The sequence below is a fragment of the Streptomyces sp. NPDC015220 genome (assembly GCF_043079345.1).
GTDB lineage: Bacteria > Actinomycetota > Actinomycetes > Streptomycetales > Streptomycetaceae > Streptomyces.
This window is the reverse complement of record NZ_JBIBUK010000007.1, coordinates 236,677-250,975: the sequence shown is the minus strand read 5'-3', so window position 1 is coordinate 250,975 and position 14,299 is coordinate 236,677. Positions and strand designations below refer to the sequence as shown.

Annotated in this window: 15 protein-coding genes; 10 read left to right on the top strand and 5 right to left on the bottom strand. The window is 73.9% G+C overall.

Going from position 1 to position 14,299, the window contains the following annotated elements; translation table 11 throughout:
• Positions 1-139 precede the first annotated feature (139 nt).
• A complete protein-coding gene (locus ACF061_RS17900) occupies positions 140-766 on the bottom strand; it encodes a TetR family transcriptional regulator (protein ID WP_392267817.1) in 627 nt (208 codons plus the stop codon).
• Positions 767-921: 155 nt separating this feature from the next.
• On the opposite strand from ACF061_RS17900, the gene ACF061_RS17895 reads away from it, so the two are divergent.
• From ACF061_RS17895 to ACF061_RS17885, 3 genes are all read left to right on the top strand, one after another.
• Positions 922-1,086 (top strand): hypothetical protein, encoded by a 165-nt coding sequence (locus ACF061_RS17895; protein ID WP_392267816.1) that lies wholly within the window; start codon positions 922-924, stop codon positions 1,084-1,086.
• A 53-nt stretch (positions 1,087-1,139) separates the two neighbouring features.
• Positions 1,140-1,406, top strand: coding sequence for a DUF4190 domain-containing protein (locus tag ACF061_RS17890; RefSeq protein WP_392267879.1), 267 nt, complete (start codon positions 1,140-1,142; stop codon positions 1,404-1,406).
• Between the two features lie 122 nt (positions 1,407-1,528).
• Positions 1,529-2,698 carry a cysteine desulfurase family protein gene (locus tag ACF061_RS17885; RefSeq protein WP_392267815.1) on the top strand — a complete coding sequence of 390 codons (1,170 nt, stop codon included), beginning with the start codon at positions 1,529-1,531 and terminating at the stop codon, positions 2,696-2,698.
• A 44-nt stretch (positions 2,699-2,742) separates the two neighbouring features.
• Here ACF061_RS17885 and ACF061_RS17880 read toward each other — a convergent pair whose 3' ends face one another.
• Entirely contained in the window at positions 2,743-3,498 is a 756-nt protein-coding gene (locus ACF061_RS17880) for an N-acetylmuramoyl-L-alanine amidase (RefSeq protein ID WP_392267814.1), read from the bottom strand.
• A 60-nt stretch (positions 3,499-3,558) separates the two neighbouring features.
• Here ACF061_RS17880 and mnmA point away from each other — a divergent pair, with 60 nt between their 5' ends.
• Entirely contained in the window at positions 3,559-4,689 is a 1,131-nt protein-coding gene (gene mnmA / locus ACF061_RS17875) for a tRNA 2-thiouridine(34) synthase MnmA (RefSeq protein WP_392267813.1), read from the top strand.
• Positions 4,690-4,713: 24 nt separating this feature from the next.
• On the opposite strand, the gene ACF061_RS17870 is transcribed toward mnmA, so the two are convergent.
• Together ACF061_RS17870 and ACF061_RS17865 are read right to left on the bottom strand one after the other, a co-directional pair.
• Entirely contained in the window at positions 4,714-5,493 is a 780-nt protein-coding gene (locus ACF061_RS17870) for an alpha/beta fold hydrolase (RefSeq protein ID WP_392267812.1), read from the bottom strand.
• Between the two features lie 105 nt (positions 5,494-5,598).
• Positions 5,599-5,922: a DUF427 domain-containing protein gene (locus ACF061_RS17865; protein WP_392267811.1), complete on the bottom strand. Its 324-nt coding sequence runs from the start codon at positions 5,920-5,922 to the stop codon at positions 5,599-5,601.
• A gap of 80 nt (positions 5,923-6,002) precedes the next feature.
• On the opposite strand from ACF061_RS17865, the gene ACF061_RS17860 reads away from it, so the two are divergent.
• From ACF061_RS17860 to ACF061_RS17840, 5 genes are all read left to right on the top strand, one after another.
• Positions 6,003-6,542, top strand: a complete 540-nt coding sequence (locus tag ACF061_RS17860) for a TIGR00730 family Rossman fold protein (RefSeq protein WP_392267810.1) — start codon at positions 6,003-6,005, stop codon at positions 6,540-6,542.
• A 15-nt stretch (positions 6,543-6,557) separates the two neighbouring features.
• On the top strand, positions 6,558-7,256 hold the full coding sequence (locus ACF061_RS17855; protein ID WP_392267809.1) for an SDR family oxidoreductase: 699 nt from the start codon (positions 6,558-6,560) through the stop codon (positions 7,254-7,256).
• A 30-nt stretch (positions 7,257-7,286) separates the two neighbouring features.
• A complete protein-coding gene (locus ACF061_RS17850) occupies positions 7,287-8,294 on the top strand; it encodes a methionine synthase (protein WP_392267808.1) in 1,008 nt (335 codons plus the stop codon).
• A gap of 15 nt (positions 8,295-8,309) precedes the next feature.
• Positions 8,310-10,505: an NAD-dependent DNA ligase LigA gene (gene ligA / locus ACF061_RS17845; protein WP_392267807.1), complete on the top strand. Its 2,196-nt coding sequence runs from the start codon at positions 8,310-8,312 to the stop codon at positions 10,503-10,505.
• Positions 10,506-10,764: 259 nt separating this feature from the next.
• Positions 10,765-13,020: a putative bifunctional diguanylate cyclase/phosphodiesterase gene (locus ACF061_RS17840; RefSeq protein WP_392267806.1), complete on the top strand. Its 2,256-nt coding sequence runs from the start codon at positions 10,765-10,767 to the stop codon at positions 13,018-13,020.
• Between the two features lie 119 nt (positions 13,021-13,139).
• Here the strand turns inward: ACF061_RS17840 and ACF061_RS17835 are convergent, their stop codons facing one another.
• Positions 13,140-13,727, bottom strand: a complete 588-nt coding sequence (locus ACF061_RS17835; protein WP_392267805.1) for a TetR/AcrR family transcriptional regulator — start codon at positions 13,725-13,727, stop codon at positions 13,140-13,142.
• A gap of 96 nt (positions 13,728-13,823) precedes the next feature.
• On the opposite strand from ACF061_RS17835, the gene ACF061_RS17830 reads away from it, so the two are divergent.
• On the top strand, positions 13,824-14,192 hold the full coding sequence (locus tag ACF061_RS17830) for a DUF4267 domain-containing protein (protein ID WP_392267804.1): 369 nt from the start codon (positions 13,824-13,826) through the stop codon (positions 14,190-14,192).
• Positions 14,193-14,299: the final 107 nt, after the last annotated feature.

Below are 14,299 nucleotides of genomic sequence, written 5' to 3'. Positions count from 1 at the left end.
CGCGCCTGCCCGGTCCCCCCGGCCGGGCGGAGCCGGTGACGCCGCCCCGCGGGCGCTCGGGGAACCGCCCGGGGCCGGTCGCGCCCGCCGCGGGGCTCGAACGGTGCGGCGGGCGCGACGGGAGTGCGGGCCCGAGCCGTCAGTCCCGCCAGTGCCGGCGGCCGACGCTGATCAGTCGTAGCTGCCGGGCCGCGAGCCGGGTGACGTGCTCGCGTTCGGCCGCCCGGGCGGCGGGCGTCTCCAGGAAGAGCGAGGCGGTGACCAGCATCTGGTCGACGTAGAGGTGGGCGAGCATGAGCAGGTCGTCCTCGCTCCAGCCGGTGGACTGCGAGTCCTTGGCCAGCTCGTCCTTCACCTCCCGGCCGAACCGGGACAGTTGCTCCCGGATCGCCTCCCGCACCGGCTGGACCCCGCCGTGGCGCTCCCGGGCGATGAACCGGACGTGGGCGGGGTGCGCGTCCACATGACGGGCGATCAGCTCGACGGCGCGCGTGATGCGTTCCTCCGTGTCGTCCCCTGCGGACACCGTCGTCCGGATCATCGGGTGCAGGCTGCCCAGCGCCTCCTCGACCAGGGCCACGCCGAGGTCCGCCGTGGAGCGGAAGTGCCGGTAGAAGGCGGTCGGGGCGATGCCGACCGCGCGCGTGACCTCGCGCAGACCCAGGCTGCTCAGGCTCTGCTCCGCCAGCAGGGCCAGCGCCGCGTCCAGGAGGGCCTGCCGGGTCTTCAGCTTCTGGGCCTGCCGGACGCCGGGGGTGTGACTCATGCCATGCAGTTAACAACTGTTCTCCGGAATTTCCAAGCAGTGGGCCGCGCTAGACTGGGTAGTCAGTGAACAACTGTTACTACAAGCGCGTTCACCGGAACGTCACGGCGGCCCCCGGATGCCGCCGGAAGAACGCTGGAGGGGGATCCGATCCCATGCTGTTCCTCGTCGCCGCACTGCTGCTGTTCGGCGTGACCCTGGGCGCCGTGGCCCACGCGCCGCTCGGCCTCAGCGCCGTCGCCGCCGTCGTGATCGGTGCCTGGCTGGCGGTCTTCGCGCTCCGCGAGCGCCACGCCCGCCGGCGCGGCACGTCCCACTGACGCCGCGCCCCGCCGACGCCCAGTCCGTCCGACCGTCGGGAGCACCCACCATGCTGCACCTCACCGCACCGGCCACGCGCCGCACCGTCGCACGCGACACCGAAGGCATGGCCGTCGCGTCCTTCATCCTCGGCCTGCTCGGCCTGCTCGTCCTCAACCTGGTCCTCGGCCCCATCGCCATCGTGCTGGCCTCGGTGGCCCTGTGGCGCGGCACGCCCCGCCGGGGCCGCGCCCTGCTCGGACTCGCCCTGGGCGCCGCCGACCTCGTCGTCCTCCTGGCCTTCATGCAGGCCGACCACACGGTGTCCTGGAGTTTCTAGGCCGTCGCGGGGCTCGCGGTCACGGGGTGTCGAGCGCGGAGCCCGGCCCCGCGGGCCGCGGGCGACTCGGCGCGACCTTGGCCCGGGGGCCCGGGAAGGCGCCCCGTAGAATCGGCCTCACCATGGCTTACCTCGACCACGCCGCGACCACCCCCATGCTTCCGGAGGCGGCAGAGGCGCTGACCGCCGCGCTGGCCGTCACCGGCAACGCCTCCTCCCTGCACGCGTCCGGCCGCCGGGCCCGCCGCACGGTCGAGGAGTCCCGCGAGACCCTCGCCGAGGCCCTCGGCGCACGCCCCAGCGAGGTCGTCTTCACCTCCGGCGGCACCGAGGCCGACAACCTCGCGGTCAAGGGCCTGTACTGGGCCCGCCGCGCCGCCGATCCGGCCCGCACCCGCGTCCTGGCCAGCCCCGTGGAGCACCACGCCGTCCTCGACGCCGTTCACTGGCTCGGCGAGCACGAGGGCGCCACCGTGGAGTACCTCCCGGTCGACCCCTACGGCCGGGTCCACCCCGAGGCCCTGCGCGAGGCCATCGCCCGCGACCCCGACGACGTCGCCCTCGCCACCGTCATGTGGGCGAACAACGAGATCGGCACCGTTCTGCCGGTCCGTGAACTGGCCGACGTGGCCGCCGAGTTCGGCGTACCGCTGCACGCCGACGCGGTACAGGCGTTCGGTCAGGTCCCGATCGACTTCGCCGCCTCCGGCCTCGCGGCGATGACGGTCTCCGGCCACAAGATCGGCGGCCCCTACGGCATCGGCGCCCTGATCCTCGGCCGTGAGCACAGCCCCGTGCCCGTCCTGCACGGCGGCGGCCAGGAGCGCCACGTCCGCTCCGGCACCCTCGACGTCCCCGCGATCGCCTCCTTCGCCGTGGCCGGCCGGCTCGCCGCCGAGCAGCGCGAGTGGTTCGCCCGCGAGATCGGCGCCCTGCGGGACCAGTTGATCGACGCCGTCCGCGCGGCGGTCCCCGACGCGATCCTCGGCGGCGACCCCGCACCCGGGGGACGGCTTCCGGCCAACGCCCACTTCACCTTCCCCGGCTGCGAGGGCGACTCCCTGCTGCTCCTGCTGGACGCCCAGGGCATCGAGTGCTCCACCGGCTCCGCCTGCACCGCCGGCGTCGCCCAGCCCAGCCATGTCCTCCTCGCCACCGGCACCGACCCCGACCTGGCCCGCGGCACCCTGCGCTTCTCCCTCGGCCACACCTCCACCGAGGCGGACGTGGAAGCGGTCGCCAAGGCCATCGGCCCGGCGGTGGAACGCGCCAGGGCGGCGGGACTGACGTGAGGCGCGCCTGACGCCGGCCCGACGGACACCGCGGGCCGCCGCGGTCAGGGACCCGAGGGCTCCCTGGGGTCGGAGGGCTTCCCGGCTCCCGAGGGCGCTCCGGGGACGGAGGGCGTCCCGGAACCCGAGGGCGCCTCGGAGTCGGCCGCCGCCTCCCGCACCAGCCGCAGGTAGCGGGCCCAGTCCCAGTGCGGTCCGGGATCCGTGTGGTCCGCGCCCGGCACCTCCACGTGGCCGATGATGTGCTCGCGGTCGAGGGGTATGCCGTAGCGCCGGCAGATCCCCGCCGTCAGCCGCGCCGAGCCGGCGTACATGGCGGCCGTGAAGGACGACGCGTCGGCCACGAAGCCCTCGTGCTCTATGCCGACGCTCCGCTCGTTGTACCGGCGGTTGCCCGCGTGGAAGGCCACGTCCAGCTCGCGGATCATCTGCGTCACCCGCCCGTCCCGGTCGACTATGTAATGCGCGGCGGCGCCGTGCCCCGGGTCCTGGAACGCCTTCACCGCGCTCGCGTAGCCGCCCTGCGTGACGTGGACGACCACACGGTCGACCGGGTAGTCGTCCGGGCGGTCCGCCCGCCGGTAGTTGGCCTGGGACGCCGCCACCCACCGGGCGCCGCGGAAGTCCACCGCGCCCGCGACCCGCGGCCGCTGCGCGCCGGGCAGCTTCCACCACAGCCGGCCCAGCGCGTCGTGGCCCACCGCGATCCCGCCCGCGACCACCGCGGCCCCGCCCACGAGCAGGGCGCGCCGCCGCACGCTCCGGTCCGGGCCGCCCCCGGCGCTGCTGTTCTCCCCCATGCGATCTGCAACGGATATCCGGCCGCCGGCGTTCCCGCGCCCCCGTACCCTGGAGGGGCTATGACTGACACCCCGCAGCGCCCCCGCCCCCTCCGCGTCCTCGCCGCCATGTCGGGCGGCGTCGACTCCGCCGTCGCCGCCGCGCGCGCCGCGGAAGCCGGCCACGACGTCACCGGCGTCCACCTCGCGCTCTCCGCGAACCCGCAGTCCTTCCGCACGGGCGCGCGGGGCTGTTGCACCATCGAGGACTCGCGCGACGCCCGCCGCGCCGCGGACGTGATCGGCATCCCGTTCTACGTCTGGGACCTCGCCGACCGCTTCCGCGAGGACGTCGTGGAGGACTTCGTCGCCGAGTACGAGGCCGGCCGCACCCCCAACCCGTGCCTGCGCTGCAACGAGAAGATCAAGTTCGCCGCGCTGCTGGACAAGGCCCTGGCCCTCGGCTTCGACGCGGTGTGCACCGGCCACTACGCCAAGGTGATCGTGAACGAGGACGGCGCCCGCGAGCTGCACCGCGCCTCCGACATGGCCAAGGACCAGTCCTACGTCCTCGGTGTCCTGGACGACAGGCAGCTCGCGCACGCGATGTTCCCGCTCGGCGACACGGTCACCACCAAGGACGAGATCCGCGCGGAGGCCGAGCGGCGCGGCCTGGCCGTCGCCAAGAAGCCCGACTCGCACGACATCTGCTTCATCGCCGACGGCGACACCCAGGGCTTCCTCGCGAGCCGCCTGGGCAAGGCGGAGGGCGACATCGTCGACGAGTCCGGCGCGGTCGTCGGCACCCACGAGGGCGCGTACGGCTTCACCGTCGGACAGCGCAAGGGCCTGCGCATCGGCACCCCGGCCCCCGACGGCAAGCCCCGCTACGTCCTGGACATCTCCCCGGTCACCAACACCGTCACGGTCGGCCCCGCCGCCGCCCTGGACGTCGAGGCCCTCACCGCGATCAAGCCCCGCTGGTGCGGCGCCGCCCCCACCGGCCCCGGCACCTACACCGCCCAGCTGCGCGCCCACGGCGGCGAGAGCGAGGTCACCGCGGAGCTCGTCGACGGCGAACTGCGGGTCACCTTCACCGAGCCGGTCCGCGGCGTCGCCCCCGGCCAGGCCGTCGTCCTGTACGACGGCACCCGGGTGGTGGGGTCGGCGACGATCGCCGCGACCACGCGCGCGACCGCCGGGGCGGCCTGACCCGCCGGGAGCACGGGGCCCCGGCTACGCCCCGAAGAACTCCGCCAGCGCCGGCGCCAGTACGTCCGGGTCCACCATGTGGGTCTGACCGGCCAGACAGCGGTACGCGCCGTCCGGGACCGCCTCGGCCGTCGCCCGGGCGGCCTCCCGCAGGGCGGCGGGACTCCCGCCGCCGGCCAGGGACAGCACCGGTGCGGTGATCCGGGCCAGCCGGTCGCGGGGGAGCAGACCGTCGGCCATCACCGCGTCGTCGTGGGCCAGGGTCGGCGCGATCGCCTCCATGTCGGGCCACATGGGGGAGTTGCGGGCGTTGGCGATCATCTCCGGCGCCAGGCCGGTCAGGGACAGGAACAGGGCCACCGCGTCACCGCGCCGGCCCTCGGCGAGCGCCTCCGTCAGCCGCGCGGTGTACTCGGCGCGCTCCCCGGCGTCCTCGCCGGACAGCGCGAACGGCGGCTCGTAGACCGCCACCCGCGTCACCGGCAGGCCGCTCGCCGCCGCCTGAAGGGCGAGCGCGCCGCCCGACGAGATGCCGTACAGCGCCGCGCTGCCGCCCGCCGCGTCGAGGATCGCCGCGAGGTCCTCCACCTCGCGGGCCACCGCGTAGGGCGCCGTGTCGCCGCTCTCGCGACGTCCCCGGCGGTCGGGGACGAGGACGTCGAAGCGGTCCGCGAGGCGGGCCGCCAGCGGCGCCATCGTCGCACCCGTCGACATCGCCCCGCTCACGAGGACGACCGCGGGGCCGTGTCCGGTGCGTCGGTACGCGATGGGTGTGCCGTCGCGTGAGGTGACCATCTTCTCCATGCCACAGCAGACTGCCACGCCGGACCCGGCTCATCGCGGAGGCACCGGACGATCAGGTCGTCGTACCCCCTCCTTTCACACCCGGCGCGCCGGCATCACTTCCCCTCACACCACTTCCACCTCGTAGAAGCACAGGTGGTCCTTGATCGCCGCCACGTCCGGCTTCGGGTCGGGGTACGCCCACACCAGGTCCGGCGCGTCCGGCAGCGACCAGTAGGAGGCGTCGCCCTTGAAGGGGCAGTGCGTGTGCGTGTCGGAGGGGGTCAGCAGGTCGAGGCGTACGTCGTTGGGCGGCAGGTAGTAGCGCGGCGGACAGCCGGTCTCGCGCAGCACCAGGGGGCGGTCGCTCTCCGCCAGTACCTGGCCGCCGTGCACCACGCGCACGTGCTCGCCGCTCCGCTCGATGGTGATCGTGTGTCCTTGGGCCATACCGGTACAGCACCCGCGCGCGCCGGGTTCTTCCCGGGTTCGGTCCGAGGCCCGTCCGCGCGCCGCGTACCGTTGAGGCCATGAACATCTGCGTCTTCCTGTCCGCCGCCGACCTCGCCGACCGCTACACGGGCCCCGCCCGGGACTTCGCCCGCCTGCTCGGCAAGGGCGGCCACACCCTGGTCTGGGGCGGGTCCGACAGCGGGCTGATGAAGGTGGTCGCGGACGGCGTGCAGGAGGCGGGCGGCCGGCTCGTCGGCGTGTCGGTCGACTTCCTGTCGGCCAAGGCGCGGCCCGGCGTCGACGACATGGTGATCGCGCCGAACCTCGCCGAGCGCAAGAGGCTGCTGCTGGAGAAGGCCGACGCCGTGGTGATCATGGTCGGCGGCACCGGGACCCTCGACGAGGCCACCGAGATCCTGGAGCTGAAGAAGCACGGCCGGACCGAGAAGCCGGTGGTCCTGCTGAACACCGCGGGCTTCTACGACGGCCTGCGCGAGCAGTTCCGCCGCATGGAGGAGGAGGGGTTCCTGCCCCGGCCGCTCGCCGAGCTGGTGTACTTCGCCGAGGAGCCGACGGCCGCGCTCGCGTACCTGGAGGAGTCGCTGGGCGAGCGCTGACCCGGTGGTGCGAGCATGGCGGGCATGGCTACACATGTGATCACCGGAGCCGGTTCCGGCATCGGCGCGGCCGTCGCCCGCCGTCTGCACGCGCGCGGCGACGAACTCGTGCTGCACGCGCGCGACGCGGGCCGGGCCAAGGAGCTGGCGGCACAGTTCCCCGGCGCGCGCACACTGGTCGGCGACCTGGCCGACCCGGACCGGCTGAGCTGGGCGTTCTCCCACCAGTCGCTGCCCGACCGGGTGGACTCCCTGCTGCACGTCGCGGGTGTGGTCGACCTCGGCCCGGTCGGCGAGCTGACCCCGAAGACCTGGCGTCACCAGCTCGACGTCAACCTCATCGCCCCGGCGGAGCTGACCCGCCACTTCCTGCCCCAGCTGCGCGCCGCGCGTGGCCACGTGCTCTTCGTCAACTCGGGCGCCGGCCTCGACGCGAGCCCCGACTGGTCCGCGTACGCGGCCTCCAAGCACGGCCTCAAGGCGCTGGCCGACGCCCTGCGCCAGGAGGAGCACGGCAACGGGGTCCGGGTGACCTCCGTCTACCCGGGCCGCACCGCCAGCCCCATGCAGGCCAAGGTCCACCAGCAGGAGGGCAAGCGGTACGACCCGGAGAAGTGGATCGACCCGGAGTCGGTGGCGACCACCATCCTGATGGCCCTCGACCTGCCGCGCGACGCGGAGGTCAACGACCTGACGGTCCGGCCGGGGCGCTGATCGCCCGGAGCCGTTCCGTAGGCTTCCCGCGTGAGCGAAAACAGCCAGTTCCAGTACGGCGCCGCCACCGGGATCGGGTCGATGCCCGGTGGGGACGCCCGGGAGGCCGCCAAGACCGTCACCGGGACGTTCGAGGACTTCCCCTTCCTTCCCGAGCTGCCCGCCCGGGGGCCCGGCGCCGACATGATCGGCCGCACCGCCGGGATGCTCGTCGAGCTGTACGCGCGCGTGGAGCCCAGCGGATGGCGGATCGGCGACCGGCCCGGACGGGACACCCGGCGGGCCCGGTCCTGGCTGGGGGAGGACCTCGACGCCCTGGAGGAGTTCACCCAGGGGCACCAGGGGCCGCTGAAGGTGCAGGCCGTCGGCCCCTGGACACTCGCCGCCAACCTGGAGCTGAGGAACGGCGAGGCCGTCCTCTCCGACCCCGGCGCCTGCCGGGACCTCGCCGCCTCGCTCGCCGAGGGACTGCGGCTGCACCTCGCCGAGGTGCGGCGGCGCGTGCCCGACGCCGAGCTCGTCCTCCAGGTCGACGAACCCTCCCTGACCGCGGTCCTGCGCGGGCAGGTGAGGACGGCCAGCGGCTACCGCACCCACCGAGCCGTCGACCGGCAGGTGGTCGAGGCCACCCTCCGGGACGTGCTCGGGGCGCACGCCCCAGGCCCCGTCGTGGTCCACTCCTGCGCGCCGGACGTGCCCTTCGCGCTGCTGCGCCGGGCGGGCGCGGCGGCGGTCTCCTTCGACTTCTCGCTGCTCACGGAGCGCGACGACGAAGCGATCGGAGAGGCCGTGGAGGGCGGCACCCACCTCTTCGCCGGCGTCGTCCCGGCCACCGACGGCCCGTTGTCAGACCCTGCCGGTAGCGTCATGGGTGTCAGAATGCTGTGGCGCAGGCTGGGGCTGCGACCTGGGCTTCTCGCCCAGGCGGTCACGCTCTCCCCGGCGTGCGGACTCGCGGGCGCTTCCCCCGCGTACGCACGCCGGGCGCTCGCCCACTGCGTCCGGGCGGCGAAATCCCTCGCGGACAACCCAGAGTAACGGGAGGACCACACGGTGGCCGGCGACAAGCAGCAAGCGGAGACAGCGGTGCCCGCCGAGGCACGGGAGAAGCACGCGCGGCTCGCGGAGCAGGTCGAGGAGCACCGCTTCCGGTACTACGTCAAGGACGCGCCCGTCATCAGCGACGCCGACTTCGACCGGCTCCTGCGCTCCCTGGAGGAGCTGGAGGAGGAGTACCCGGAGCTGCGCACTCCCGACTCGCCGACCCAGAAGGTCGCGGGCTCGTACGAGACGGAGTTCACGGCGGTCGAGCACCGCGAGCGGATGCTCTCGCTGGACAACACGTTCAACGACGACGACCTCGCCGCCTGGGTCGACCGGATCGCCAGGGAGCTGGGCGAACAGGAGTACCACTTCCTGTGCGAGCTCAAGGTCGACGGACTCGCCGTCAACCTGACCTACGAGCACGGCCGGCTCACCCGCGCGGCGACCCGCGGCGACGGCCGCACCGGCGAGGACATCACCCCCAACGTCCGTACGATCGCCGAGATCCCGGACCGGTTGAAGGGCGACCGCGTCCCCGACCTGGTGGAGGTCCGCGGCGAGGTCTACTTCCCGATGGCCAAGTTCGAGGAGCTCAACGCCCGCCTGGTCGCCGCCGGCGACAAGCCGTTCGCCAACCCGCGCAACGCGGCGGCCGGTTCGCTGCGCCAGAAGGACCCGCGGGTCACCGCCGGCCGCCCCCTGCACATGGTCGTCCACGGCATCGGCGCCCTGCGGGGGTACGAGGGCCTGACCCGGCTCTCCCAGGGGTACGACCTGCTGCACTCCTGGGGCCTGCCCACCTCCGGGCACAACCGGGTGGTCGACGGCCTCGACGGCGTCCGCGAGTTCATCGCGTACTACGGCGAGCACCGGCACTCGGTGGAGCACGAGATCGACGGCGTGGTCGTCAAGCTCGACGAGATCCGCCTCCAGGGCCGGCTCGGCTCCACCGCGCGCGCACCGCGCTGGGCGATCGCCTACAAGTACGCGCCCGAAGAGGTCAACACCAAACTGATCGACATCAAGGTGGGCGTCGGACGCACCGGCCGCGTCACGCCGTACGCGCAGGTCGAGCCGGTCACGGTGGCCGGCTCCGAGGTCGAGTTCGCCACCCTGCACAACCAGGACGTGGTGAAGGCCAAGGGCGTGCTCATCGGCGACACGGTGGTGCTCCGCAAGGCCGGTGACGTCATCCCGGAGATCCTCGGTCCGGTCGTCGACCTGCGCGACGGCGGTGAACGGGAGTTCGTGATGCCCGCCGAGTGCCCCGAGTGCGGTACGCCGCTGCGGGCCATGAAGGAGGGCGACATCGACCTGCGCTGCCCCAACGCCCGCACCTGCCCGGCCCAGTTGCGCGAGCGCGTCTCCTACCTCGCGGGCCGCGAGTGCCTGGACATCGAGAACTTCGGCGAGGTGGCCGCCGCCGCGCTCACCCGCCCGCTGGAACCGGCCGACCCGCCGCTCGTCGACGAGGGCGACCTGTTCGACCTCACCGTGGAGAAGCTGCTGCCCATCAAGGCCTACGTCCTGGACCCGGACAGCGGCCTGCCCAAGCGGGACCCGAACACGGGCGAGGAGAAGGTCGTCACCGTCTTCGCCAACCAGAAGGGCGAGCCGAAGAAGAACACCCTGGCGCTGCTGCGGAACGTCGAGGCGGCCAAGGGCCGTCCGCTGGCCCGTTTCCTGAACGGGCTCTCCATCCGTCACGTCGGGCCGGTGGCGGCCCAGGCGCTGGCCCGCGAGTTCCGCTCCATCGACCGCATCGAACAGGCCACCGAGGAGGAACTCGCGCGCATCGACGGGGTCGGCCCGATCATCGCCGCCGCGCTCAAGGAGTGGTTCGCGGAGGACTGGCACCGGGAGATCGTGCGCAAGTGGAAGGCCGCCGGCGTGCCGTTGGAGGACCAGGGCACCGGCGAGGACGAGGGCCCGCGCCCGCTGGAGGGCCTGACGGTCGTGGTCACCGGCACCCTCGAGAACTTCACCCGGGACGGCGCGAAGGACGCGCTGCAGAGCCGGGGGGCCAAGGTGACCGGCTCCGTCTCGAAGAAGACGTCCTTCGTCGTGGTCGGTGACAACCCCGGGTCCAAGTACGACAAGGCGATGCAGTTGAAGGTGCCGGTCCTGAACGAGGACGGTTTCGCCGTCCTGTTGGACCAGGGACCGGACGCGGCGGCCGAAGTCGCCCTCCCGACCGGCGAGTAGTGGTTGAAGGCCACCGGTTCGGCGCATACCAGATGCATACGGGTGGCCGGGGCGCATTCGGGCAACCGTCGGCGACCGGTGCCCGAGCGAGCCTTCCGCGGCCTACTGTTGAGGGGTGCGCCCGCCGTGCCCGGCCAGCGGTCGGAGCACCCCGTGCTCCGACGAGCGCGTGGAAGGGTTTTCCAGCGCGGTACCGGTGCGGGCCGAAAGGGCACCGGGACGCGCGGCGTGGGCACCGCCGGCTGTGAGAGGGACGGGAATGGAACCGACCGAGAGCGCCGCCCCGCACTCACGGCTGCGCCGGGTGACCGGCGCATGGCGAGGGGGCCGGGAGCGGGCGGGGGAACGTCCGGGCGTGCTGAAGCGCGCGGGACTCGCCGGGCGCGCGGCGGGACAGTACACCGTGGTGGAGAGCCGGGCCCGCACCTCGCCGGCCGGCGAACCCGCGTCCGGCCCGCCCGGAACCGGGCCCGGACGGTCCGGGCCCCGGCGCACGCTGCCCGTGACGGTCGTCACCGCGGCCGCTCTCGCCCTGAGCGCCGGCTTCTGCCGGGCGTACACCGCGGGTCACGCGCTCTTCCCGTCCGGCACGGTCGGCTGGTCGCTCGCCGTGCTCACCGGCGTCATCGTCGGCCACCTGGTCATGCTCGGCCGCGCCCGCTGGTGGGGCGGCACCGGTTCCGGCACCGCCCTCACCCTCGCGGTGCTCCTGCTGTACGGCTGGGTCCCGGCCGGCATGGTCAGCCTCGCCGTCGTCGCCCTGGTCGGCATAGCCCGGCGGGGCCGCTGGCGGCCGGGCGTGCTGAACGGCGCGGTGGACATCCTCGGGATCGGCGCCGCCGCCCTCGTGCTGGCCGCCTTCGGCCGGGTGCCGACCGTGGAACGGCCCTGGGACCCGGGCGCCTGGACCGCCTACACCGTCCCCGCGGTCGTGCTGGCCGCCGCCGCCTACCTCGCGGTCACCCGGCTCCTGCTGTGGTACCTGCACTCCCCGCGCACCGGCGGCCTGCCCACCGTCGCCCGCACCGCCCTGGTCAGACAGGGTCTCCTCGCGGTCGCCCTGCTCGGCATCGCACCGCTGGTCTGCGTCGTCGCCGTCGCCGAGCCCGTGCTGCTGCCGCTGTTCGCCATCCCGCTCATCGCCCTCGACTCCACCCTGTGGATAGCCCGCGCCCGGGCCGAGGAGCAGCTGCGCGACCCGCTGACCGGGCTGCCCAACCGGCAGTGGCTCCTGGACCGCATCTGGACCGCCCTCGACGAAGCCGAGCGCGCCGGCGCCCGGGCCGCCCTGATGCTGATCGACCTCGACCGCTTCCGCTCGGTCAACGACACGCTCGGTCATCTCGCCGGTGACCGGCTGCTGCTGCAGATAGCCGACCGGCTGCGGCAGGCCCTGCCGCACGGAGCGGAGGCCGCGCGGCTGGGCGGGGACGAGTTCGCCGTGTTACTGCCCGTCGCCGACTCCACCACGTCCGCGACCCGGATCGCGCGCGGGCTGGTCACCGCCCTCAGCTCGCCGCTCGACCTCGACGGGCTCACCCTCGTCCTGGAGGCCAGTGCGGGGGTCGCCGTCTTCCCCGACCACGCCCTGGACGCCGAGGGCATGCTGCGCCGGGCGGACGTGGCGATGTACCAGGCCAAGCGCGACCGTACGGGCGTGGAGGTGTACGAGTCCAAGCGGGACTCCAACACCCCGGACCGGCTCGGCCTGCTGGGCGACCTGCGCCGCGCCCTGGACGCCCACGAGGTCCAGCTGCACTACCAGCCCAAGGTCCGCTTCGACGGCCAGGTCGCCGGCCTGGAGGCGCTGGTGCGCTGGGTGCACCCCGAGCGGGGCAAGGTCCCGCCGGACGAGTTCATAGCGATCGCCGAATCCTCCGGCCTGATGCCCCATCTGACGGAGTACGTGCTGGAGACCGCCCTCGGGCAGGTAGCCGAGTGGCGCGCCCAGGGCCTCTTCGTGCCCGTCGCGGTCAACGTCTCCCCGCGCGACGTGCACACCCCCGGCTTCGCCGGCTCGGTGGCCGCCCGGCTGGCCCGGCACGGCGTCCCGGCCGGAGCGCTCCAGCTGGAGATCACCGAGCACGTGCTCCTGGAGGACCCGCAGCGGGCCGCCGACACGCTGGCCGGGCTGACCGCGCACGGAGTGAAGATGTCGCTGGACGACTTCGGCACCGGCTACTCGTCGCTGGTGCACCTGCGCCGGCTGCCGGTGAGCGAGCTGAAGATCGACCGCTCGTTCGTGGCCCGGCTGGCGGTGGACACCGAGGACGCCGAGATCGTGCGCTGCACCGTCGACCTGGCCCACTCCCTCGGGCTGCTCGTCGTCGCGGAGGGCGTCGAGGACGACGAGACCTGGGAGCGGCTGCGCGATCTGGGCTGCGACGCCGTACAGGGCTGGCTGGTCGCCGCCGCGATGCCCCCCGGGGAGACCACCGCCTGGCTGCGCGCCCGGGGATCGAGGGGCTGGGTCCGCCCCGCCGCCGCGCTGCCCGCGGCGGCGGCCGAGGAGTGAGGCTCCCGCCCGCCCGCCCGTGACCCGGCCGGCGCCTCCCCGGGGCCCGCGGACTCCTCCCGCCGGCCGGCCCGCCCCACCCGCGGTCCTGGCCGCCCCCTCCGTCCGGTCCGCGCGGTTCAGTCCGCGTCCGGCGGTACGAAGTGGCCGATCAGCAGGGCCAGTCGGCGTTCGTGGGCCTCCTGCGGGAGCCGGCCGCTGCGCATCAGCGTCACCAGGCCGTGCAGCGCGGCCCAGTACGTCTCGGTCAGCAGCCCCGGGTCGTCGCCCTCGGCCGCGATCGGCCGGACGGCCGCCAGCAGCTCGCCGAACGCCTCGTGGAGGGGCGCCGGAGCCTCGGGCGTGGCGAACGGCAGGTCCACCATGTGCGTGAACATCGCGTCGTAGAGCGCGGGCCGCCGCCGGGCGAAGGCGGTGTACGCCTCGCCCACCGCCGCCAGCGGCCCCCGGACGCCCCCGGCCGCCGTGCGCGCCGTCCGCAGCTCGGCGGCCAGTACCTCGCACCCCTGCACCGCGACCGCGGCCATGATCGCGTCCTTGCCCTTGAAGTGGCTGTACAGGACGGGCTGGCTGTACTCGATCTCGGCGGCCAGCCGGCGTGTGGTGACCGCGTCCCAGCCCTCCGCCTCCGCCAGTTCCCGCGCGGCCGTCACGATCAGCCGCTCGCGTTCCGCTCGTTCGCGCTCCCGGCGCGTCTGGATCGTCATGCCACTCATTCTAGCGGCGCTAGCCAACCTGTCGACGCTCTGGTAGCTTCGCTCTCGTTCCTAGCGTTGCTAGATTCCGTGAACGAGGAGCTTGCCGTGACCACCACCGCGTACGTCCTGGCCATCGTGCTCGACCTGTTCTTCCTGTTCATCGGGGCCCGTTTCCTGCTCCAGCCCCGCCCGGCCGCCGCCGGCTACGGCGTCCCGGCGAAGCCGGACGGCGACGCCGCCTACCTCACGGTCAAAGGTCTGAGGGACGGCGCCTTCGCACTGCTGGGACTGGCGCTGATCGCCTTCGTGGGCGCCCGCGCCGAGGCCTGGTACATGCTGATCGTGGCGATCGCACCGCTCGGCGACACGCTCATAGTGCTGCGCCACGGCGGAACGAAGGCCGTCGCCTTCGGGATCCACTTCGCCACGGCGATCGTTGTGCTGATCAGCGCCGGACTGCTCTTCGCCGTCTGACGGCGCCCGCACGACGGCCGCGTCGGGCGGCCCCGGTACGCCGGCCCCCGTCCGACGGCTCCGGGCCGCCGGACGGCGAACCGCCGCCGGCGCCCGTTCGACGGCAC

Coding starts and splice junctions, on each gene's coding strand:
- ACF061_RS17855 (WP_392267809.1), top strand. CDS start 6,558: ATGGCGGGCATGGCTACACATGTGATCACCGGAGCCGGTTCCGGCATC.
- ACF061_RS17840 (WP_392267806.1), top strand. CDS start 10,765: ATGGAACCGACCGAGAGCGCCGCCCCGCACTCACGGCTGCGCCGGGTG.
- ACF061_RS17885 (WP_392267815.1), top strand. CDS start 1,529: ATGGCTTACCTCGACCACGCCGCGACCACCCCCATGCTTCCGGAGGCG.
- ACF061_RS17835 (WP_392267805.1), bottom strand. CDS start 13,727: ATGACGATCCAGACGCGCCGGGAGCGCGAACGAGCGGAACGCGAGCGG.
- ACF061_RS17895 (WP_392267816.1), top strand. CDS start 922: ATGCTGTTCCTCGTCGCCGCACTGCTGCTGTTCGGCGTGACCCTGGGC.
- ACF061_RS17860 (WP_392267810.1), top strand. CDS start 6,003: ATGAACATCTGCGTCTTCCTGTCCGCCGCCGACCTCGCCGACCGCTAC.
- mnmA (WP_392267813.1), top strand. CDS start 3,559: ATGACTGACACCCCGCAGCGCCCCCGCCCCCTCCGCGTCCTCGCCGCC.
- ACF061_RS17900 (WP_392267817.1), bottom strand. CDS start 766: ATGAGTCACACCCCCGGCGTCCGGCAGGCCCAGAAGCTGAAGACCCGG.
- ACF061_RS17865 (WP_392267811.1), bottom strand. CDS start 5,922: ATGGCCCAAGGACACACGATCACCATCGAGCGGAGCGGCGAGCACGTG.
- ACF061_RS17880 (WP_392267814.1), bottom strand. CDS start 3,498: ATGGGGGAGAACAGCAGCGCCGGGGGCGGCCCGGACCGGAGCGTGCGG.
- ACF061_RS17870 (WP_392267812.1), bottom strand. CDS start 5,493: ATGGAGAAGATGGTCACCTCACGCGACGGCACACCCATCGCGTACCGA.